The organism is Nitrosomonas sp. (assembly GCF_021731985.1).
In the GTDB taxonomy this organism is placed as follows: domain Bacteria; phylum Pseudomonadota; class Gammaproteobacteria; order Burkholderiales; family Nitrosomonadaceae; genus Nitrosomonas.
This window is the reverse complement of the sequence record NZ_JAKFWH010000060.1, coordinates 1-21,402: the sequence shown is the minus strand read 5'-3', so window position 1 is coordinate 21,402 and position 21,402 is coordinate 1. Positions and strand designations below refer to the sequence as shown.

The 21,402-nt window shown below is 49.1% G+C and carries 14 protein-coding genes; 7 read left to right on the top strand and 7 right to left on the bottom strand.

From position 1 onward, the window contains the following. Positions 1 to 489 precede the first annotated feature (489 nt). From QZ942_RS07890 to QZ942_RS07875, 4 genes are all read right to left on the bottom strand, one after another. A complete protein-coding gene (locus QZ942_RS07890) occupies positions 490 to 663 on the bottom strand; it encodes a hypothetical protein (RefSeq protein WP_292994380.1) in 174 nt (57 codons plus the stop codon). 452 nt (positions 664 to 1,115) lie between these two features. Continuing rightward, the gene (gene zapE / locus QZ942_RS07885) at positions 1,116 to 2,327 is read right to left on the bottom strand and encodes a cell division protein ZapE (protein WP_292994378.1); all 1,212 of its coding nucleotides are present in this window, start codon (positions 2,325 to 2,327) and stop codon (positions 1,116 to 1,118) included. A gap of 6 nt (positions 2,328 to 2,333) precedes the next feature. Beyond that, entirely contained in the window at positions 2,334 to 3,710 is a 1,377-nt protein-coding gene (locus QZ942_RS07880) for an MFS transporter (RefSeq protein WP_292994376.1), read from the bottom strand. After that, positions 3,707 to 4,480: an exodeoxyribonuclease III gene (locus QZ942_RS07875; protein WP_292994374.1), complete on the bottom strand. Its 774-nt coding sequence runs from the start codon at positions 4,478 to 4,480 to the stop codon at positions 3,707 to 3,709. The genes QZ942_RS07880 and QZ942_RS07875 overlap by 4 nt, the downstream gene beginning before the upstream one ends. Positions 4,481 to 4,506: 26 nt before the next feature. Between QZ942_RS07875 and pyrE the strand changes: the two genes are divergently transcribed. From pyrE to QZ942_RS07850, 5 genes are all read left to right on the top strand, one after another. Continuing rightward, entirely contained in the window at positions 4,507 to 5,148 is a 642-nt protein-coding gene (gene pyrE / locus QZ942_RS07870; protein ID WP_292994372.1) for an orotate phosphoribosyltransferase, read from the top strand. 486 nt (positions 5,149 to 5,634) lie between these two features. Then, a complete protein-coding gene (locus tag QZ942_RS07865) occupies positions 5,635 to 6,294 on the top strand; it encodes a hypothetical protein (RefSeq protein WP_292994370.1) in 660 nt (219 codons plus the stop codon). Between the two features lie 934 nt (positions 6,295 to 7,228). After that, entirely contained in the window at positions 7,229 to 7,930 is a 702-nt protein-coding gene (locus QZ942_RS07860) for a PEP-CTERM sorting domain-containing protein (RefSeq protein ID WP_292994368.1), read from the top strand. Between the two features lie 363 nt (positions 7,931 to 8,293). Beyond that, entirely contained in the window at positions 8,294 to 8,761 is a 468-nt protein-coding gene (gene bfr, locus QZ942_RS07855; RefSeq protein WP_292994366.1) for a bacterioferritin, read from the top strand. 577 nt (positions 8,762 to 9,338) lie between these two features. After that, positions 9,339 to 12,134 carry a CHASE domain-containing protein gene (locus QZ942_RS07850; protein WP_292994364.1) on the top strand — a complete coding sequence of 932 codons (2,796 nt, stop codon included), beginning with the start codon at positions 9,339 to 9,341 and terminating at the stop codon, positions 12,132 to 12,134. 17 nt (positions 12,135 to 12,151) lie between these two features. Here QZ942_RS07850 and QZ942_RS07845 read toward each other — a convergent pair whose 3' ends face one another. Both QZ942_RS07845 and QZ942_RS07840 read right to left on the bottom strand, forming a co-directional pair. Continuing rightward, positions 12,152 to 12,745, bottom strand: a complete 594-nt coding sequence (locus tag QZ942_RS07845; protein WP_292994362.1) for a DUF882 domain-containing protein — start codon at positions 12,743 to 12,745, stop codon at positions 12,152 to 12,154. 50 nt (positions 12,746 to 12,795) lie between these two features. Beyond that, a complete protein-coding gene (locus tag QZ942_RS07840; protein WP_292994360.1) occupies positions 12,796 to 14,430 on the bottom strand; it encodes a L,D-transpeptidase family protein in 1,635 nt (544 codons plus the stop codon). Between the two features lie 351 nt (positions 14,431 to 14,781). Here QZ942_RS07840 and QZ942_RS07835 point away from each other — a divergent pair, with 351 nt between their 5' ends. Together QZ942_RS07835 and QZ942_RS07830 are read left to right on the top strand one after the other, a co-directional pair. Then, the gene (locus QZ942_RS07835; protein ID WP_292994358.1) at positions 14,782 to 16,086 is read left to right on the top strand and encodes a M18 family aminopeptidase; all 1,305 of its coding nucleotides are present in this window, start codon (positions 14,782 to 14,784) and stop codon (positions 16,084 to 16,086) included. A 49-nt stretch (positions 16,087 to 16,135) separates the two neighbouring features. Beyond that, positions 16,136 to 20,392, top strand: coding sequence for a TIR domain-containing protein (locus QZ942_RS07830; protein ID WP_292994356.1), 4,257 nt, complete (start codon positions 16,136 to 16,138; stop codon positions 20,390 to 20,392). Positions 20,393 to 20,630: 238 nt separating this feature from the next. Here the strand turns inward: QZ942_RS07830 and QZ942_RS07825 are convergent, their stop codons facing one another. After that, complete coding sequence (locus QZ942_RS07825) at positions 20,631 to 21,239, bottom strand: DUF4214 domain-containing protein (protein ID WP_292994354.1); 609 nt, start codon at positions 21,237 to 21,239, stop codon at positions 20,631 to 20,633. Positions 21,240 to 21,402 lie beyond the last annotated feature (163 nt).

Genomic DNA, 21,402 nt, shown 5'->3' with positions numbered 1-21,402 from the left:
CGGGAGGGGTCTCCAACTTTATCGTCAAAAGTTGGAGAACGTAGCAGCAGTAGGAGAGAGAGTTCTGCAGTACGTGAGGGACAGTATCCAGTAATTGTTCTGTTGTGTATGTGATTATTCTCACAACACAGAGCGGGATTCCGGGCGATGGCGTTTTATTTTGTTTTCCGATTGTGCGCAGCATTCGGCTGGTTTGCTGAATTCAACAGGGTGAGTGCTGCAACGAGTATTCCGCCTGCGATGGCCAATAACCAATCGTCGATATGCAGCGGTGCGAGATGCAGGAAATTTGCTTAGAGGCTAGTTTTAAAAAAAAGACCCTGGGTATTTCACCAGGGTCTTTTGGAGAACAAGCTTTAACATTTTATCTGCTCATTATAGTTTTTGCTTATGCACAATAAAATGCTCAATCATCTGTTGCTTTAGCTTGTTGCTGATGCTTCAGAATCGACTCTCTATGAAATATTAAAGAATCAACAGTAGAAACAATTAGTTACTTTTATTCCCCGCAGCTTCTTGTTTATTTTTTTCGAGTTCGGCATCAGATAATGCACTGTCTCTTTCTTTATATAGACTTGGTGGGTATTGACCTGGCTTGCCCTCGCCTTTACACCCGGTCAACATGATGGCTAACAGTACAACTGCAATTAGTGAATATTTCATGAAAATCTCCTTTGTAATAATATCAAATGATGTTAATGGATATATTCAGCGTTACGTTGAAACTCAATCAGCTACAAGTCACATACCTAGTCTACAATCTTTATCTGGAATCAAATTGCAGTTCCACAGACAGAAAATATGCTTTTAGAAGACTACCTATTCGTACAAACTTAATCTTCTAAAAGGATAGGATACGATTTCTGAAGTAATTAAGTGATGTAACTAAGAATAAGCGATAACACTTATCCTGATTTAAGGATAACATTAAAAATGTTAATTATGTGTGAAATTTAAACGCAACAGATAGGCGTGTAGTGATCGAAAGAGTGCAATGATTGAGCACTAAAATTTGATGCCAGGTTCGCGGAATACATCGATAAAAAATGAAGTGTGTGGCTGGGTTCCTGTTCTTATTGATGATTTGTCAAAAATGGTCTGTCTAAGAGGCTCTCCTAAGCCGCGATAGTTTTGCCATGGCCGCTTGCCAGATAGTTTTCCGATTGCATTTCCATCAAACGCGAAATCGTACGTTCAAATTCAAAACTGACATCGCCCCCGGTATACAGTGATTGCGGCGGCACAGCGGCAGAGCAGAGGAATTTGACGCCATGTTCGTAGAGCGCATCGATAAAATTCACAAAGCGCTTGGCTTCATCGCTATTTTCCTCGTTGAATTGCGGGATCGCGACCATGATGACGGTATGATAGGTTCTGGCGATAGCGAGATAGTCTGCTGTCCCCAGTGGATTTGCACACAGGCGTTTAAACGAAAAAACCGCAACCCCGCGTGCCGCTTTAGGCACAAACAGTGTACGTCCTTGCACATTCAATACTTCGCTGGGAACTTTTGCCCGGTCTTCAATTCGGCGGTCGGTCAGTCGGAAAAAAGTTGCTGCTAATTGGTCCGTGGTTTCTGTATTGATTGGGAAATAATAAGTCTCTGCGCCTTTCAAACGGTTGTAGCGATAATCTACCGGGCCTTCAAGCGGAATGATTTCAAGTTTTTCCTTGAGTTGCGCAATGAAAGGCAGAAAGCGCTGGCGGTTCAGGCCATTTTTGTAAAGATCATCGGGCGGGCGGTTGGAAGTGGCGACCACAATCACGCCTCGGGCGAACAACTCCTTGAACAATCGGGTCAGAACCATGGCATCGGCAATATCAGTGACTTGTAATTCGTCAAAACATAACAATGTTGTTTCACCGGCTATTTGCCGTGCGATGGATGGCATCGGGTCATTGTCATTCGCACGGCTACCGTGCTGTGCGCGCTCCCGTACTGAGAGATCATGCCATTCTTTAAGCCGGGCATGGATGTCCAACATGAATTCATGAAAATGCACTCGTCGCTTTGATGCAATCGGAGCGACGGAGTAAAACAAATCCATCAACATAGATTTCCCGCGGCCTACACCGCCATAGAGATAGATGCCTTTGGGGGTAGGTTTGTCACTACCCAGCCAACGAAAGATGCCGCTAGGAAACCAGCTTTTGAGCGCAAGGCCATCACGTTTATTTCCGATCGCCGGATAATCGATGAGTTCGCGGTGTAATCGCTCTAATACAGCAACTGCTTTGACTTGATCGTCGTCCGGTTTTAATTCACCGGCTTGCATCAATGCTTGGTATTCTGCATCCGGGTCGGGTTTCTCTAAATTCTGTTGCATGGTTGATTACTTGGCAGAAGTTGCAAATTTTGCTTGCCCGGCAAGCCAGACCAGTATCAAAACGGGGAAGCCCAACAGCGCCGTGGCGATAAAGAAATTTTCATAACCGTAGGCATCAACAAACTGACCGCTGAAACCGGCGATGAATTTAGGCAACAACAACATCACCGAGCTGAATAAGGCATATTGGGTGGCCGAGTAAGCGGAATTGGTTAAGCCCGACAAGTAAGCAATGAAAGCGCAGGAGGCAATACCGGCAGACAGATTATCCGCTGAAATGGTGAAAATCAATCCGCTCACATCGTGGCCGCGTCCTGCCAGCCAGACAAACAACAAGTTGGTTGCCGCGGACAACACCGCTCCAAGGAACAGCGTGCGCATAATGCCGATTTTCAGGGTCAGCACACCGCCAATCGCCGCGCCGACGATGGTCATGATCACGCCATACACCTTAGAAATCGTGGCGACTTCGTCTTTGCTGTAGCCCATATCCACATAGAAGGGATTGCTCATCACACCCATCACCACATCGGAAATGCGGTAGATGGCAATCAGCCCTAAGATCAGCAAGGCTTGCCGGCCATGGTGCACGATAAAATCGCGGAAAGGGGCGATCAGTGCACCGTAAAGCCATATCAACATGGCCCTGATGCGCGGAGGGAGGTTCCAGTGTGCAATCGCTAGTTGCGCAATTTCTTCGTTTTCTGAAATGAGTTTGCTGTAAGGAACATCCGGTTCACGAATGATCAGCGTTGAAATAATGCCGACCGCCATGCTGGCAGCCATCACCAGATAAGCGAAGCGCCACGGCGCATGATCGTAGGCATCCGCAGAGAGATCTACCGCCGCAGCGATCCACAGCACACCCGCCGAGGCTAGGATCATGGCGACACGGTAACCGGCTTGGTAAGTCGCAGCCATAGCGCCTTGCAGCTCGGCGGCGACCGCCTCTATACGGTAGGCATCCAAAGCAATATCCTGCGTGGCGGAAGCAAAGGCCACCGCGAGCGCGAAAAACACCATTTGGGTAAGATTCACAACGGGGTCTGTGCTGGCCATCCCCACCAATGCAACGGTAATGATAATTTGTGACAGTAATAACCAGGCACGGCGCCGGCCCAGCAGTTGCGTCAACAGCGGCAGCGATAGCCGGTCGACCAATGGCGACCACAGCCATTTGAAACTGTACGCCAAGCCAATCCAACTGAGATGCCCAATTGTAGTGCGGTCGATGCCCGCTTCGCGCAACCAGAATGACAGCGTGCCAAGTATCAACAACAATGGCAGTCCGGCCGAAAATCCCAGTGACAGCATGCCCAGCACGCGCGGATGCGTATAAACGCGCAATGCCTGTAACCAACCGGAAAATCCTGTGGATTTCATAAGGTGTGATCGTAATCAATGATCAATGGCGCATGATCGGAGAGACGCTCGGTTTTAAAAATGGAAACACTGCGCGCTTTTTGCGCAATTGCCGGTGTGGCGATCTGATAGTCGATCCGCCAGCCCACATTCTTCGCCCAGGCTTGTCCGCGATTGGACCACCAGGTGTATTGGTCGGCTTCAGGATTAAGCTGCCGGAACACGTCGACAAAACCGATGTCATCCAAAACATTCGACAACCAGGCGCGTTCTTCAGGCAGGAAACCGGAATTTTTCTGATTGGAACGCCAGTTCTTCAGATCAATTTCCTTATGTGCAATATTCCAATCGCCGCACAAAATAATTTCCCGGCCACTGGCGATCAGTGTTTTCAGTACCGGAAAGAATTTTTCCATAAAAAAGAATTTCGCGACCTGACGGTGTTCGCCGCTGGACCCGGACGGCAGATAGAGTGAAATGATGCTCAAATTGCCAAAATCCGCCTGAATAAAACGGCCTTCGGCATCAATCTCCGGGATGCCGACGCCTTCAATGATGTTATCCGGTTGCTTGCGGGAATAAATACCGACACCGCTATAGCCTTTTTGCACCGCGCAATGAAAGTAACCATGATAACTGTCGGGCGACAGCATATCGCCGGAAAGATCGGGCAATTGCGCTTTTAATTCCTGCACACACACAATGTCCGCCGATTGCGCGGCCAGCCATTCAAAAAAGCCTTTTTTTGCGGCCGCGCGAACGCCGTTCAGGTTAAGCGTTATAATTTGCATATCTTTATTTTTGGATTGGTCAAGTTATGTCCGATTTCCGGCAGGCATTTATTCAGTTCGCCATTGAGCGCAATGTGTTGTGCTTTGGTGAATTTAAAACCAAAGCAGGGCGCATGTCCCCGTATTTTTTCAATGCCGGTTTGTTTAACGATGGGGATTCGCTGCGCAAACTCGGGCAATTTTACGCCAAAGCGATTGTCGCTGCCCAGCTTCCGTTTGATATGCTGTTCGGTCCCGCGTACAAGGGGATTCCGTTGGTCAGCACAATAGCCATCGCGCTGGCAGAAATGGGTCACAACTATCCATTCTGCTTTAATCGCAAGGAAGTCAAGGATCATGGGGAAGGCGGGGTGCTGGTCGGTGCGGCGCTGGCCGGGCGGGTGCTGATTGTCGATGACGTGATTTCTGCGGGTACTTCAGTGCGTGAATCGGTCGAACTCATTAAAACCTCGGCTGCCACACCTGGCGGTGTTGTGATTGCGCTCGATCGCATGGAACGGGGTATCGGGGAGTTATCGGCGGCACAGGAAGTACAGCAAATGCACGGACTCTCGGTGACTTCGATTATTAATCTGGATGATTTGGTGGAATATTTGCAGAATCATCGGGAGCTCGAACAATATCTCCCCCCCGTAGAGCGTTATCGCGCGCAATACGGAATCAAGTAATTATTGGTCGTGGCGGTAGTTGCTCTCGGGGTCTTGAATTACGGTCACGTGAAGTTCGCAAACAAGGACGCCGCCAGCGGGCGCAATAACCAAAGCACTGAAGTCGTATCTATTCGTGATGCATCCCAATCCTTTTACACAAGTTCCGCCGGGATGAATATTCATAGCAGTAAAAATCCGTAGTTTAGGATCTGCCCCTACTTATTCCAATTATTTTGTCTGCTAAAAGCTTTCTTTTTTGGAGTCAAAGTCAGCCCTTATTGTTTGTTAATTTTGATTGCTTCCATACAGACAGAATAGTGCTTAGGGGGGGTGCTTTTTTGTAACTTAAATTGAGAAAGTTTGAAGGTTGAATAAACGAGAGAAAAGAGGGCAGGTGCCTATAACAAACATTGTGCTTTGTTATCGAATCATAAGTTGAAATACTAGCAACAAATAGATATGATTAAATTAAATAATACGTTATGTTCATTGGAAGTTAAATTTATGGCTCAAGATTTCGAAAAAACTCAAAACATTGATCACAAATATTTGGAAATAAAATATAAAAGAAGCTGGGTACAGTTAGCGATAGAAATAACTACACTTTTTATTGTTGGTATTTCGTTGTATCACACTATTAATGAAAAAAAGATGACTTCTGAAATAAAAGATAATACGTATTCAATACGAAATTCGATTGAGAAACCTCTTCAAGGTGTTTGGAACTTTGAATCAAGTTTCACGAAATATTTTGATGAAAAAGATTTAGAAGAACTCGGAGGAATAGGAAAAGCATTCATTATCTGGGGACCCGATAATCAATACGAAATACTTATCGGCTATGAAATAGTTCGGAATGCAACAAAGGGACCTAAAATAACACTAACTGCATTAACGCTCAAAGGTAGTTTCAATTCCAAAGAGGATGGTACTGTCGGTGAGCAATTTTCTATGTCTTTTTCGCGAATAGCGCGTCACAGTAGTTTAGCGGATCATCCTATTCATGATTACCGATATACAAATTGCAAATATGATAAGAGTGTTGATCACGGCAAGGTTATTACCTGTAAATTTATTCCCAAAAGCGGAGCCTCTATTTCAGAAGTAACTTTAAGGCAAGAACGCTATATTAGTATGAATCCAAATACTTTTAAAATTAATTAAGAAAAATTTTGGATAATTATAAGCATATAAAATGTATCTAAACCGAGATATTGAATTTCTCAGCGGCGGATAAATCAACTATGGTTTGTGCTGCTTCCAAGATTCAATAATAACGCACGTGCTAACAGGTTTAGTCAACGGGGCCAGGTCCAGAATAAAGAATTTTTATTCATCAAAATGCGTACGCATTGAACCCTTAATTATTCAGTAAGTTACACTCCATTTTCTTCGTTCTTTGGTATGGCATCTCTCCTCCCATTTAACCAGTATCGTACGTACACTAGTGATTGAGTTGCTGCAGGGAGTACTCACTCAGATCACCACGCATATCGGAAATTTTTAATGACTTTCGCTACCGCCCCGGCGTACCGTGGACTGGCCTGGGTTATACCTGCGATTGGGGTAATCCGGCAAGCCGTTTCGGCGCGAGTGAGTATATTCTCAGTCCGAACTCTCCCTATCAAATCGAGCGGGTCGTGGAGACGTCCGAATATTGCCGCTAAGTTTAGGAAACGCTGAATAACTCATGTTTGTCATTCCGAACAAAGTGAGGAATCTTTGTGAATCAACGTGATAGATTTCCCGCTACGTTCGAAATGACAGTTATTCAGAGCTTCCATTATGGCGGTAGTCGGCGTTGATGTTCAAGAAAACTGGCTTTACCTCGCGCCGGTTGCCTCGAAATCGTTTTTTTGGCTGGGAAAACTATGACAAATGTCCTAGTTGGACTAGGCGTAATGTTCTATTGAGCCGGAAAGCCTCGTCGATTAAGATTCTTTAGGGGAGTATGTATAATATTTTGAATTAATTATAATATTTCTCATATAGCGATGTAAGTTTAGATTTTCAGCCAGACCAAGAAAAGTTTAGGGAAACTTTCTTTATGCCTTGACTTGGTTATAATTTTTTTATTCCAGACTGAAAGGAGTATCAAATGAAGAAATCACTTATAACAATCACTCTTTGCCTAACACTCATTACGTTTTCTTCTTTTATCAAAGCGGCACCCGTTTTAATTGACTTTGATGATGTGATCGGTTCAAGGGTTGATATCACTAACAGGTATGCGGGACTGGGCGTTACCTTGAATGCCATCGACAATCCTTTTCCACTTTCTGGCGCTTTCCCAGCGCCTGACATATTGCCTGTCACTCTAGGCGGCGTGTCGACATGGACGGAAGGTTTTGCATCAGCATTATCACCGCCTCAGGTTGCGGTAAGCTCGCCATTTGCTGGAGAGCCTGATTATGGGGATGGCGGCATATTAATCAGCTTTGCGTTCGATGTGAATAGTGTTTCTTTGGTAGGGGTTGATAACGGCACCAATTCTGGCACGGATGACGAATCGGTGACGTTGACGGCTTATGATGCATCGGGAAATAAAATCGGCCAGGTTTATAGCACTACAAACTTACCGAATGCATTGGGGTATGATCAAACATCGGCTTCTATAGCGTTACCCGGTATCCGCTATGTCGCTTTTAATTATACGGATTCCAATTTCGGCTTTTATTCAATCGATAATTTGGAATTTGTGGCAGCGCCCATTCCTGAACCCAATATGATTTTCTTGCTGAGTGCTGGTTTAATTGCACTTGTGGGATTCCGCAGAAAATTTGGCAGGATTTATGTTTGATAATTTTTTCCCAAGCCGGGTAAAAGTCTCTTAAAAATCAGCAAACAATCACCGGATAAGGCCGGTGATTGTTTGCTTCTGAAGTAGTTTCTGAGTCAAAAAAGACGGGTGTTACGATGCGCTTATCGGATCGTCTGCCTAATCTTCTTTTCAAACTCCCAGCGTCTTATCAGTAAGCCACATAAACGGAATGATAACGGTATCAAGAATTATTACTGTTTGTAATCAATAATTTGTTGTTGTTTTTGTGCGTTGTGGCTCGTATAATGCCGGTTGTTTGCAAAATGCTTTTCGGCTCTTGTCTGTTCAAATAAGACGGCATCAAGAGCTGCCTGTCATCCAATAGATTAGAGGAACACGATCATGAAAGGTAATCCAAAAATTATCGGCTTGCTGAACAAGCTGCTGGCCGAAGAGTTGACAGCCATGGATCAATATTTCGCCCATTCTCGTATGTACGAAGATTGGGGATTCAACAAGTTATATGAGCGAATCGATCACGAGATGAACGATGAAAAGCAGCATGCCGATCTTTTGATCAAACGGATTTTGTTGCTCGAAGGTGTGCCGGTGATAGGCAACCGCAGCCCGCTGCGAATTGGCCAGGATGTGCCGGAGATGCTGCAAAACGATTTGGCGCTAGAACGTTCGGTGATCACCGCGTTACGTGATGCCGTCGCGATTTGCGAACAGGAACGGGATTATCAAACGCGGGAAATTCTCGAAGGTATGCTCGCCGAAACGGAGGAAGATCATGCGCATTGGCTAGAACAGCAATTGGGACTGATCAACAGAGTAGGACTGCAGAATTATTTGCAATCGCAGATGTGATTGTGGATGTATCGCTCATGATGCTAGGAGCAGTCTGCGTCATGAGCGATGACTTTAAGCCGCTCTCGCACTCTGTACGAGAAAAATGGCATTTTGAATCTGCGAATATTTATCAACAGTTGCAAAATCTTGAGCGTGATCGGTCACGCTAAAGAATTTCTTGTGAGCAGTCAGATATTTTTAAAGAGTCTCTGAATAATTGTCATTTCGAGCATGGCGAGAAATCTATGATGTTGATTCGGAAAGATTCCTCACTCTGTTCGGAATGACAAAAATGAATTAATCAGTGTTTCCTTAGGTATCCGTCCTTGTGAAAATTACTCGGACATATGCTCTGAAACATCATAAGTTCACGATCAGCCAGGATTCGCCGAACGACCTGAAAAATAAATCCCAATCAACCGTGGTCCATTGTCTCAGGAATCAGAAACGCATAGCCTTTCACTTCAAGACTATGTTTCCGCATATAATCACAACATCCGCACGGCCTAGTCCGCTATCGGTTGTGCAAGACCTTCTTCTATAACAAATCGTTATTTGCATGCTGGATCAGATCCAAACATCAACCGGAGTGTTTTTGAAGATCATACGACACAATACCTATGCGGCTGTTGGTTATGTCCTATTTGGCTTCCTGGGATTGTTGCTCGCGATTCCGCCGGGTTATGCGAGTCCGGTTTTTCCTGCCGCTGGCTTAGCGCTAGCATTGACACTGGTATCGGGTTACCGCCTGTTGCCGGGCATCTGGATTGGCTCGTTGGGACTCAATATCTGGGTTGCTTGGAATCAGAACGATCTTACGCAGAGTAGTATCCTGATTGCGGTGTTCTTAGGAATGGGTGCGATGCTGCAAGCCGCGCTAGGGGCTTGGCTTGTCCACAGATTCGTCAAGGCGCGCTGGCAAATTTTGATGCGGGAAAAAGAGATCTTCACGTTTTTTCTGCTGAGCGGCCCATTGTCTTGCATGATCTCAGCCAGTATCGCGCATCTAACCTTGTTCTTTTCTGGCGCTATCGGTGCAGACGATATCTCTTGGTCATGGTGGAACTGGTGGTCCGGCGATACCTTTGGGGTACTCGTCTTCGCACCGTTGTCGCTGGCTTTTTTCGGCAGCCAATCCTACTGGAAAACGCGCAAGTCCGTCATTGCTCCCATTACGCTGATTCTGGTGGTGTTGATCGTTACGGGGTTTGTTAATACATCGAAACTTGAAAACAGGCAACAGCAAGCAGAAATTCAGAGCATTGGGCAAAACATCGCTTTTCAGTTACAGGAACGTTTCAATGCCTACAACGAAACGCTATCGGCGTTGCGGCGTTTGATCGAGCTGAATCCGGATATGAGCTATCAGCAATTTGATTACTTTACTCAAGAGATATTGCAGGATTATCAGAGCATTGCAGGATTAAGCTACAATTTTCTTGTGCGTGACCGAGACCGGGCTCTCTTCGAACGAACCCACTCCGGGAGTGTTTCTGGGGGGCCATTCCGGATAACCGAATTGGATGCGCAGGGCGAGTTAACGGTTGCAAGCAAGCGGCCGGAGTATATTGTCGTGACCTATATGACGCCGCTTGAAAGCAATCAAAGGGCAATCGGTTACGATATATATTCCAATCCCGCTCGGGCAGAAGCCATTGACCGCGCCCGGCATTCCGGCCAGCCAGTGGCAACCGGTTTGATCAATCTGGTGCAGGACCAACACAATAAGGCGGGCATATTGGTACTGCATCCTGTTCACCGCCAGATTTTTGAGCAGAATGGTCCGGAACATCCACCGGAATTTATCGGTTTTGTGGTGGGTGCATTAAAAATTCCCGATATGGTTAACTTCGCCGTCGGCAATGTTGCTGCGCCGGGTATTGTTTTTCAATTGCGAGATTCTGCCGGGCACCGCGATCGTCAATTGCTGTTCAGTTCAGCACCAGGCAGTGCAACGGATACCAATCTCGATTGGCGGACAACGCTGATGATGGCTGATCGTAGCTGGGAATTAATCATTTCTCCGGATGCGAAATGGTTGCATGCGCATCGGCCATGGCAGGCCTGGGCGCTGAGCTTTGCCGGATTGCTGGTGGCCAGCATGCTGCAGATGTTGATGTTAGTGACTACGGGTAGAACCATACTGATTCAAGAAACCGTAGACGAGCAAACGGCGCAATTGCGTGCGAACAGCGAAGCGCTCCGGCAGGCTAAGGTTGCTGCAGAATCGGCTAATTTGGCCAAAAGCCAGTTTCTGGCGACCATGTCTCATGAAATTCGGACACCGCTGAATGGCATTCTGGGCATGGCCTACCTGCTCCAAAAGACGGACATCAAAGATAATGAGCGATTGGATTATTCCCGGGTAATCATGACCTCCGGAAACAACTTGTTGATCATACTCAACGATATCCTTGACTTGTCAAAGATTGAAGCCGGACAGATCAAATTGGAAAACCATGTTTTTGATCCCGGACAATTGATGCTGGAAACGGCGGCACTATTTGCCGAGAGTGCGAATATGAAAGGACTGGCACTCGATGTGTCTTGGCACGGAAAACCACGAATGCGATACTGTTCCGATCCGGTCAGAATAAGTCAGATGCTGGCTAATCTGGTTAACAATGCCATCAAGTTTACGCCGCAAGGTTTTGTGCGTATCGAGGCACGCGAAATCAGAAACGCATCAGCAGAAACGATGCTGGAGTTTACGGTGACCGATAGCGGCATTGGCATTCCTGCCGACAAGCACGATAGACTGTTTAAGCCATTTTCCCAGGTGGATGCTTCGACAACCCGGCAATACGGCGGTACCGGTCTTGGTCTTTCTATCGTGCATAATCTGGCCCGATTGCTGGGAGGACGCGTCGGTGTCGAAAGCCAGGAAGGCAAAGGCACGAGAATATGGTTCCAAATCCGTGCTTACTCGGCCAGCGTCGACGATGCAGGCGATACCATTACCGGTGCTGTGCCGACACGAAAAAATTCTCAGCAAGCCGGTTTGATTTTGGTAGCTGAGGATAATGCGATCAGCCGCACGGTAATCGTCTCTTTATTGGAAAATCAGGGATTCCGCTGTGAAGTTGTTGAAAACGGCCAAGAAGCGGTGAATGCGGTCATGCAAGGGATGAGGCCTGTGCTTGTGCTGATGGATTGCGAAATGCCGGTGACGAATGGTTATCAAGCGACAGAAAAGATTCGTCAATGGGAACGGGAAACCGGAAAAACGCATCTGCCGATCATTGCCTTGACTGCAAATGCGTTCGAGGATAACCGTCAGCGGTGCTTTGCAGCAGGGATGGATGATTTTCTTTCCAAACCCGTCAATATGAATCTCTTGGTGGTGGCGCTCAATAAATGGGCCAATCAGCACACCGGCTCCAGTCGCTAGAAAAATTGTTCAACCCGCTACCAATAACGGAAATTGCCGGTATCCAGATGGATAAAATTGGACGAGGGATAATAACCGACCCCACCCATTTGCAATGACAAGGCGGTAGCGCGCAGATCGGATAATTTACGTCCTGGCAAGCGAATGTCGATGGCCTTTCCATGCGTATGCATGCTGTTTTTAGCAACGCCACCGCTTTGTTCCGCCAACTTGGCATTGGTGGCAGGGGAGCGGTACGCGGAAACGACATGGAATTCCTGATTGGTTCTCAATCTGTATTGCAACTGATGCAGAATATCGAATAGATCAGGATCTATCGCAAAGCGATCACCGGTACGATGGTCGCGCAGCACATGATTGATAGCGCGCATTCCTTCAGGAATATAGCGGCCATTGGCCCAGAAGGTCGCGCGCGTGCGTTCGCCGGTGTGTAAGTTAAGAAAGCTTAGTTTTTTCTCGAAGGGTCTTTTGATTGCTGCATGAACAGACGTTGCAGCCATTGGAAGGGTCAGTAAAGTGCATGCGCCTAATCCGGCTTTTAAAAAGCGGCGGCGGCTTGGTTCTGGTTCTGTTTCGGATACGTGGGTTTGATTTAGAAGGTTTCGTATCATCGGCTATTTTCTCCTTGAAAATGTTGCGAATGTGTGCGAATAATTAATTATTACCAGCGAGCATACCGCAAAGCGCGCATGTCCCGGTCATAAATATCAGGGGAAAAGCGCAGCTTTTCTTGCTCATCAATCCAGGCCGTAATATACACTAAGTAAATGGGCAGTGGTTTGGGTAAATACACGGTGGTGGTTTGGCTGCTTTCCAGATCAGCAAGGAATTTCTCCGGTAGTTCTTGTTTCCCCAGTGCAAATGCCGCAAATTCCAGCGGTTTTTCCAGCCGGATGCACCCGGAACTGAAGGTGCGAATATCCCTCTGGAAAAGGGACTTGGAGGGCGTGTCATGCAGATAAATATCAAATGAATTGGAAAACATGAATTTAATCCTGCCTAATGCATTGTTTTTGCCAGGATCTTGGCGCAAAACATAGGGGAATCTGTGTTTGATTGTTTGCCAATCGATCGTGTCCGGATCGATGGCTTCACCATTCCGGTTGTGATTCGGAAAAACTTTGATATTTAATGAAGTGAAATGACTCGGATCACTCTGTTGTTTCGGTAGTAAGTCTTTACGCGCAATACTGTCAGGAACATTCCAATACGGATTCAGAATCATATGCGAGAGCCTGCCATTAAAAGTGGGCGTTGACCGGTAATCGCGTCCGACGATAATGCGCATATCGAGAACAGGCTTGTCTTTCTCGATGACTGTGAGGCGGAATCCGGCCGTGTTAACCAGTACGTAGCGTTCACCCAGATTTCTCGGAAGCCAGCGCAGGCGCTCCATATTGATCCGCAGTTGGCGAATTTTCCTGTCAAGAGGGACATTTAGGGCGCGGATGGTGTTTTTTCCGATAACGCCGTCGGTATTCAATCCATGTTGCGCTTGAAATGCCTGAATGGCCGTAACCAGCTCGTCATCGTAGTGCTCGCTTGCAGTGGGAGCAATGTGATAGTCGTCGATTCCGTCGGCGGCATACGCTTGCGCGATGCGTTGGCGGATCAATGGGATGTTTGTGTGCGTGTCTCCCGGCCGGATCGATGGTGCACTGGGAATATGCACCCACTCGATGTGACTGCTGGCAAGTTTCTGGTAACGCGCCAGTGTTTGCTTAAGCAACTGATAGCTTGGCTGCTTTGGGGACAAATCATTGAGCGATTGTTGCAGACGGTTGGTTTTGATTGCTCCGTGCAAGAAAGTTACCGCGTCAAACGCAGGTTGCGGGATATGCCAATCCTCATCAGCCTTAGCCGCTGTGAACCGTCCGCGCGATAAATCTCGTGCCAATATCAACAGCGCATGCGTCGTGCGTATTTCCAGTTCAATTGCTGCGGGCAAAGATTGACTGGCTTGTTGTTGTAGTTGCTGCAATTGTTGCAAGTGATAATCGTGGCTATCCAATCCCTCGGATTCCGCATTGGCGATGAAAGTGAATGCTATTTCGAGTAGAGAGGATCCCGGTTCCGGCGTTACCCACACCGGCTGATAATTCCGGGCGGTGTAAAAGCGCTGTAAATCGGCAGTATCAGTTTTGTTCAAGCCAAACGAAGCAGATTTTGAGAATTGCTGCTCTATTGCTTTTGCTTCAATGATCAGCGCATGGGAAATCGAAGGAATTAACAGAAAAAAAGTGCAACAAAAGAACTGGAAAATCAATGAGAGGTTTTTAAGTGGATAGCGCGGCAAACTGTGGTTCCTTTCGATGCGGCAATGTTTTTATCAGGGAATTTCTGGATTTTACCATCAATGCCTTGTGATCTCATATTTGGCTGAAAGGTAAAATTACCACGCATTTCTCGATTTTTAAACCAAAAAATCTAAGGAACGACTGAATTATTTGTCGCACCGGCGGAAGCCGGTGCCCAGTTCTTTGATTCTTCTGGATTCCGGCTTTTGCCGGAATGACACATTCCTAATAATTCAACGGCTCCCTAATTGATCACGCAGAAGCTTGTTTGACTAAATATCCGGCATTACGTATATTTTGTGCGGGGAGAACAGAGATTCTCATATAAGCAATTGAACTACAATATAAATATGACAGCTAAAAAGCAAGTGCAGTATTTATTGGACTTTATCGATAAAAGCCCAAGTCCCTGGCATGCGGTCGCTTCGATTGAAGCGGCAATTGGAGCATTTCAGTTTGTCCGCCTCGACGAAACCGCCAAATGGCAGTTGCAGGCGGGCAGGCGTTACTATGTGGTGCGCGATGATTCGTCGATTGTGCTGTTCGTGTTGGGAAATAAAGCGCCAGCTGAATCAGGTTTTAAGATTGTTGGTGCGCATACGGACTCACCGGGATTCCGGATCAGGCCGAATGCCGCAACTGTGAGCGATGGCATTGCCCGGCTCGGTGTCGAGATTTACGGCGGACCGATACTCGCGACCTTTGCCGATCGTGATCTGAGTCTGGCTGGACGGATCAGCTATATTGATGAAAAGGGAAATCTTGCCTACAAGCTGGTGCACTTCGACCGGCCATTGTTGCGCTTGCCGAATCTGGCGATTCACATGAATCGAAGCGTCAATGAAGACGGTTTGAAGTTGCATAAACAGAATGAGTTGCCGCTGCTGTTTGCGCAATTGACCGGCGACCAGTTACCGAAACCTTACTTTCTGCAACTGCTGGAGCAGGCGACGGGCATCGGCGCCGCGCAACTGTTGTCGTGGGATCTGGCGGTTTACGACACGCAAAAGGGCGCATTCTGGGGTGCGAATGAAGAGTTTTATGCCGATAGCCAGATCGATAACCTGGCTTCCTGCCACGCCGGACTGCAAGCCATGCTGGATGACAGCGTGCTGAATCATGCTGAAAGCACCCTGGTGTGCGCGTTTTTCGATCACGAGGAAATTGGCAGCGAAAGCCATATTGGCGCTGCCGGCAGCTTTTTATCCGATGTCTTGCAACGCATCAGCATCGCCACATCGTCGGAGCGCGAAGATACGGCACGCGCGATGGCGCAGAGTTTCTTGGTCAGCGCGGACATGGCGCATGCCTATCACCCTAACTTCCCCTCGGCCTATGACGCAGATCACAAAGTTTTCGTCAACAAAGGCCCAGTGATTAAATCCAACGCCAACCGCCGCTACAGCTCCGAAAGTGTCTCCACAGCGCGCTTCATCCAGTGGTGCGAAGAAGCCGATGTTCCCCATCAACGCTACTCGCACCGCAGCGACCTGCCCTGCGGCAGCACCATCGGCCCGATCGCCTCGGCAAAACTCGGCATACGCAGCGTCGATGTCGGCTGCCCGATGTGGGCGATGCACAGCATCCGCGAAAGCGCCGGTGTGCAGGATCATGACTATATGATCAGAGTGTTGAAGCGGTTTTTTAGCGATTAGGCACGGTAAACTACTGTACTTATTACTAAATCCGTATACCGGGCTAGACATGACCAAACTTTTTATTTCGCATAGCTCGCAAGATGATGCTTTTGTTCGCGAACTCCGTGAAGTGCTTGCCGATCACGGGCAAGCTGGCTGGATCGATTCGCGCGAGTTGCGCGGTGGCGATTTGCTCTGGCCGGAGATTCAAAAGGCCATCGAGGATGCATCGGCGTATGCTGTCGTCGTCAGCCCTAATGGGTTGCAATCGGATTGGGTTGGTGACGAGTTAGCTTACGCGCTGGACGTGCAGAAGCAGCGTGGCGAAGACGAATACCCTGTTATTCCGCTTTCGTTGGACGGTACAAAACTTGGTATTCTGAAGCAGCTTTTCGCCACGGAACCGCTTTACATTTCAGTGAGCAGCGAGGCGGGCGGCATTGAAGCCGCAATGGATGCGGTTCTGGTCGCGTTGAAACGGCGAAGTCCTGCTGACGTTTCTTCTACGCCGCAACCCAAGGCCGAGCCGCTGGAAGAGCTGGTTCTTGAACTCACGGATCTGAAAATTCAAGAGCAAGACGGCAAACGCCGCGCTTCGGCTCGCGCCCGGCTGATTTATGAGCCTGCCACGCCGGGCCAGCGCGAAGTCATAAGCGCACAGCAATGGCGTTTCGTCGCGCCCATTGGTCCCATCGAGGTGGAAGAATTGCGCTGGTATCTGGAGAAATATGCGATCTGGCCGAGCCACTATTTCCGCGACCAAGCGCGTAAAGTCGAGGAAAATCTCGTGAAGTGGGGGCAGCTTCTGCACGAGGAAGCGATGCCCGCAGCGTCCACTGCGAATGTTATGCTGGCTTGGGTGCGAATTAACGATCGCGCCGGGCGCCGGTTTTCTATTCACGTGGATGCGACGCCTGAATCCGGCGCACCCGAAGTTGAAGTTTTCGCTGCCAGAGAAGCCGCTACGCTGCTGCTCGGTTTGCCGTGGGAGCTGCTGCACGACGGCGATGGTTATCTTTTCCAGGGTGCAAAGCCGACGCGCGTTCGCCGTCGTTTGCCCAATACCAAAGTGCTCGATGTGCCGGTGGTTGCTCCACCGATCCGCATTCTGCTTGTGACTGCACGTCCAGAGGATGAGGCTTGCGGCTACATCGACCACCGTGCGAGCGCATTGCCGCTGGTTGATGCGATGGAATCGCTGCCCGGTCTGGTCCTTCAAGTGCTCAATCCGCCCACGTTACCGTCCTTGCGCGCGGAACTCGATCGTGGCAGGGGAGAAAATAAACCTTACCACGTTGTCCACTTCGATGGTCACGGCGTCTATGATCGTTCCGTCGGCCTTGGCGGGTTGTGTTTCGAGCTTCCAGAGGACTCCAACAAGCTGGAGCAGCGTCGGCATGCCACCGTTTTTACCAGCGAACTTGGCCCGCTGCTACGCGATCACCGCATTCCACTCGTGTTTCTCGGAGCTTGCCAGACTGCGAAAGCCGAACAAGCATCCGAATCCGTCGCTTCCGAATTGCTCAAGACCGGGGTGGTTTCCGTGATTGCCATGAGCCACAGCGTGCTGGTCGAGACGGCACAGCGATTTGTCAGTGCGTTTTATCAGGCATTGGCCGGGGGTAAACGCGTTGGTGACGCTATGCTCGCCGGTCAGCGTCAACTCAAGGACGACACTTTCCGAAGGCGCATTTTCGGCGCGGGTGAATTGCGGCTGGAAGATTGGTTCGTGCCGGTGCTGTTCCAGGAAAAAGACGATCCGCAGCTTTTTAAAACCATGCCTGCCAAACAGACGCAGGAAGATGCCAAAGCCGCGCTCGCTAAACGCCTTGGCGATCTGCCGCCGATGCCGGAAACCGGATTTGTTGGGCGCAGCCGCGAGCTGCTTGCATTGCAACGGTTATTGCAGCACGAGCGCTACGCCGTAGTGCGCGGTCAGGGTGGCGAAGGCAAAACTGCACTTGCCGCCGAGCTTGCCCGTTGGATGGTGCGTTCGCAGCAAATCCGTCATGCCGCGTTCGTCTCGGTCGAAACGCATAGCCATGCCGCCGCAGTGCTCGATGCACTCGGCCGTCAATTGGTGTGCTCAAATTATTCTGTGGCGACATTCGAGAATCTCGATAAAGCCATGCTGCCGATTGAGCGTGCATTGCGCGAGCGGGCTACTTTGTTGATAGTGGACAATATGGAAAGCATCCTGCTGTCGCCTTTTATGCAGCACGAAACACCGGAAGCACTGTCGGAGGATGCGAACGAGGCGTTGCAAGCCATTCTCGCGCTGTGCGAACAATTACTGAAAGCGGGTGACACCCGCCTGATCTTCACCAGCCGTGAAGCGCTGCCCGAGCCGTTTAATGCCGTACGGAACCGGCGCGAACTGCACCAGCTTGACCGCGACGATGCGGTGAAATTGGTCGAACGCGTGCTGAACGTTGCTGGTGGAGAAGCGGATGCTACCAGCGATGCCACGCGTGAGGAAATCGAGCAACTCGTCGATGCTGTGCATTGTCATGCCCGTACATTGTCGCTGCTGGCCCCGGCACTGCGCAGTCGCGGCGTCGAAGCGACTCGCGTTTCGCTCGTCGAGTTGATGGCCGAGATGGAAAAGCGATTTCCTGGCAGTCGAGAGCAATCGGTTTTTGCCAGCATTGAGCTGTCGCTGCAACGCCTGTCTGCGGTGAATCAAGAGAAGGTACGAGTGCTTGGGGTATTCCACAGTGGATTTCATCCGGAAGTTCTTCGCACAATGATGCAATGGGAAGTGGTGGATGTGGTCTCCCTGGCAAAGGAACTGATTCAGACAGGACTGGCGACGGCAAACCGCTACAACTATCTCACGCTTAATCCCGCGCTTTGCCCCTACCTGCTCGGGCGGATGGAGGAAATGGAGCGAGAGTCGCTGATGGCCCATTGGGTCAAGGCGATGCTTGCGCATACCGGGTTTCTTAGGCAGCAGCAGAAACAGAAAATCGAGGTCGCGGCGACACTGACAATGCTGGAACTCCCAAATCTATTTGTGTTGCTTGATCGGGTGCAGCACGCAGGAGATGCTGCGGCGACGATCGATCTGACTATTTCGCTCTACGATCTGCTAAGATGGCTCGACAAGCCACGGTTGTTAGGTCGCGTGGGGCAGGTGCGAGACGCCGCAGCGACGGCGCTGGGCGATATCTGGAATCATCTTCAGTTCGAGGTAGAGCGAACCATTATCGAGCAGCAGCTTGCCGCTAATCGGCTGCGCGAGGCGTTTGATGGCGCGCAAGCGTTGCTGCAGCGCGCTCGGGAGGCAGGTGAGCAGGCTTATCCCGGTGTCGATTACGATCTGGCGATGGCTCATTTTTTATTGGCGCGCGTGTTGCACATGGTTGGAGACGCTGAGCAGGCCTTGCCACTACTGAATGAAGCCCATCAGCGTTTCGATGCTATCGAGAAACGGGAGCCGGATCGCAGTGCAGCAGTAATGGTATCTGCCTGCATTGGGGAACAAGGCACTTGTTTCCTTTATCTGGGTCGGCTCGAGGAGGCCGCGGAAGCTTACGAAAAGGCCATGTTCCGCGACGAGAAAATCGGTATCGACCGGGAAGTTGTTGTTTCCAAAGGCCAGCTTGCGACTGTCCGTTTGCTGCAGCGCCGCTACCCGGAAGTGCTGAAGGCTTATGCCGAATTGCGTGAAAAGTTCACGCAGCTGAATGAACCACACATGATTGCCGTGAGCTGGCATCAGACCGGCAATGCTTATCAGGAGATGAATCAACCGGAAGCGGCGGAGAACGCCTATTACGAAGCGCTGGCTATCGATGTGAGACTTGGCGATGTCAGCGGGCAGGCGGATACACTCATGCAACTGGGGAGCTTGTATGGCAATGTCCTTGGCAGTCTGGAAAAGGCCGTGGACTTTTATCGGCAAGCTGCGGAGAAGTATGCCGAGATCGGCAATGTGGTCAACGAAGGGCGAGCGAGAAATAATCTTGGCGATACCTTGCGAAAGCTTAACTGCTTTAACGAAGCACGGTTGGAAATTAACCGTGCGATTGCTTGTTGCCTCGACTACCGCCGCGACGGCGGTAAGGATCACTCCGATACCGCTCGCCTAGCTTTGGGTGTTAGCCAATCGCTGCTTGCTGGTGACAATGCTGCCGCTACATCCTTGCTTCATCAACAAGCTTCCCATTTTGAAGAGGCTGGTTTTGGTGGCTTCATCCACGCCCTGCAAGCCATCGTCGCTGGCAATCGCGACCCCGCCCTCGCTGATGCTCCAGATCTTCACTACACGATGGCCGCCGAAATTCTGTTCCTGATTGAAACGCTGGAGAAGCCCCGCTAGCGCCCGCACTTCACAGTATGATTGTGTCCCAATAAATGGGGCCTCGGGTTTGATTGGAGTGTGTTTTTCTTCGTTATTGTTGTCTGATCCTGTCAAATCGCCGCTAGCCTTACCTGGCGAAGACGATTCTGAATAACCAGCATTTGTCATTCCGAACGCAGTGAGGAATCTTGTCGTATTTACGCTATAGATTTCTCGCGTTGCGCCAAATGACAATTTTTTAGAGATTCCCTGGAAACTATACCCACCCGTCCTGCAATAGGACACTGCCAATCAGATGGGTGACAGCTTCGGAACTTTGTGCAATCTCAACCGGCAGCCAATTGCGATCTATTTGATTGCTTTCCAGCCGAGACAATTGCAGATCGAGTTCATCGCCGGTTGCAGATCTCCCCAGTGTTTGGGTATAAATCGTTTGCACATAGTCGGTATCGGGTAGATCTTGCAAACCGGCCCGCTGCTGAAACCAATCTAGAATTGCATCTGGATCGTAAGGCTGTTGCAGTGTTTCGCGTCCGAGTTGCCATTCTGCTGCAGTGGCATCGCGGTTAAAGAAGCTGTGCACCAGACGTGCCAGAATACCTTCAGTTTGATTGTGCGCAATCACGACGGTTTCATTGTTGTCGAATGCGATCATTTCGGCATTCTTAATGCTGAACATGGCGCCATCACTGAGTTGTGTCAATTCCAGATGATTATCGACAAACTCCAGATGCACATCGTCACGACTACCCGGCATGCGCAATACATCAAAACCTGCGCCGCCATCGGTATTCATGGCCAGTCCTAGCGGCAAATAACCCTGATTATCTTCATCGCCGCCAATAAAGTCACGGATTGCATCCACCCGGATAATATTGGGATTGGTTTCTATACCGGCCAGCAGAAGTGTCCGGAGATTTAATTGAATAGATTCAGTTGGTTATTATTGTTCGACATGGTTATTTGCACATCGGTATTTTTAACCAATTGATCGATAGGTATTTTTTCGAAAAGAGTTAGGCTTAAAA

Coding starts and splice junctions, on each gene's coding strand:
- QZ942_RS07830 (WP_292994356.1), top strand. CDS start 16,136: ATGACCAAACTTTTTATTTCGCATAGCTCGCAAGATGATGCTTTTGTT.
- QZ942_RS07880 (WP_292994376.1), bottom strand. CDS start 3,710: ATGAAATCCACAGGATTTTCCGGTTGGTTACAGGCATTGCGCGTTTAT.
- QZ942_RS07875 (WP_292994374.1), bottom strand. CDS start 4,480: ATGCAAATTATAACGCTTAACCTGAACGGCGTTCGCGCGGCCGCAAAA.
- pyrE (WP_292994372.1), top strand. CDS start 4,507: ATGTCCGATTTCCGGCAGGCATTTATTCAGTTCGCCATTGAGCGCAAT.
- zapE (WP_292994378.1), bottom strand. CDS start 2,327: ATGCAACAGAATTTAGAGAAACCCGACCCGGATGCAGAATACCAAGCA.
- QZ942_RS07845 (WP_292994362.1), bottom strand. CDS start 12,745: ATGATACGAAACCTTCTAAATCAAACCCACGTATCCGAAACAGAACCA.
- QZ942_RS07860 (WP_292994368.1), top strand. CDS start 7,229: ATGAAGAAATCACTTATAACAATCACTCTTTGCCTAACACTCATTACG.
- QZ942_RS07890 (WP_292994380.1), bottom strand. CDS start 663: ATGAAATATTCACTAATTGCAGTTGTACTGTTAGCCATCATGTTGACC.
- QZ942_RS07865 (WP_292994370.1), top strand. CDS start 5,635: ATGGCTCAAGATTTCGAAAAAACTCAAAACATTGATCACAAATATTTG.
- QZ942_RS07835 (WP_292994358.1), top strand. CDS start 14,782: ATGACAGCTAAAAAGCAAGTGCAGTATTTATTGGACTTTATCGATAAA.
- bfr (WP_292994366.1), top strand. CDS start 8,294: ATGAAAGGTAATCCAAAAATTATCGGCTTGCTGAACAAGCTGCTGGCC.